The following is a 1,052-nucleotide window of genomic DNA, read 5'->3' on the forward strand; positions in this document are numbered from 1 at the left end:
TATCTTTGCAACAGTGCCAAGCCCACCATGTCTTTGATATCTGGTACCGCAACACATCAGAGGTGAAACCCATGGCCATCACTGGCGACATGCACAACATCAATAAAGCCAAATTTGCGATCCTGCATTGGTTTGGCCTGCGCTTTGAACCTCATTTCACGGACTGAACAGGCAGTTGCAGGAGCTGTACTGCATCAGAGAACCGTCGGCCCATAAAAAATGCCTGCGCGGCCCGCCGATCAGATTGACCGAGATCTTATTATCCGCGAGAAAAGCAATCTCGATCACATCGTCGCCACGCTGGGGCTGAAAGAAATAACGCAGGGGACGCTGGTCCGCAAACTGTGCACGTACACCACGACCAATCCGACCCGGCAGGCACTATTCGAATATGACCGGCTGATACGCAGCATCTACACGCTGAAATATCTGCGCGATCCGCAGCTGGAGCTCAACATCCGGCGTTTCCAGAACCGGATTGAATCTTATCACCAGCTGCGTGCCGCAGTGACCAAAGTCGGCGTCGGCGGAAAGAAGGAATTAACCGGGAAAAATGATATTGAAACAAACATCAGTAACCAGTGCGGGCGGCTGATTTCCAACGTGATCGTATATTACAACTCGGCAATCCTGTCGCGATTGCTGGAACGACTGGAAACGGAAGGCAATGCCAAAGGCTTTGAGGCGCTAGCCCAGATATCACCAGTGGCCTAGCAGCACATTTTGTTAAACGGACATTATACTTTCCAGAGCAGCAATGAGATTATTGACCTAGATGAGCTGGTTGCCGGGCTGAAACTGGGGTAACGGAAATTTTGGCGGTTCCGGCGTAGAACCCCTAATAATTGCCTGCGCGGTTAACCTGGACGGACGCCGGGAGATTATCGGAATGGGTATCGGCGAGTCAGAAGCCAAAGCGTTCTGGCTGGCCTTCCTGCTTAGCCTGAAAGAGCGCGGACTGGAGGGCGTTAAGCTGGTTATCTCCGACTCGCACAGCGGCCTGAAGGCGGCGATACAGCAGGTGTTCTGTGCAGACCGATGAGAAAAGTGCC

General features: G+C 52.7%; 2 pseudogenes. Both read left to right on the forward strand.

The features are described from left to right. Positions 1-807 (forward strand): annotated as a pseudogene (locus BBW68_RS16210) (Tn3 family transposase); the annotation flags it as partial. A 31-nt stretch (positions 808-838) separates the two neighbouring features. After that, a pseudogene (locus BBW68_RS16215) lies at positions 839-1,033 on the forward strand (transposase); the annotation flags it as partial. Positions 1,034-1,052 lie beyond the last annotated feature (19 nt).

The organism is Candidatus Erwinia dacicola (genome assembly GCF_001756855.1).
Classification (GTDB): domain Bacteria; phylum Pseudomonadota; class Gammaproteobacteria; order Enterobacterales; family Enterobacteriaceae; genus Erwinia; species Erwinia dacicola.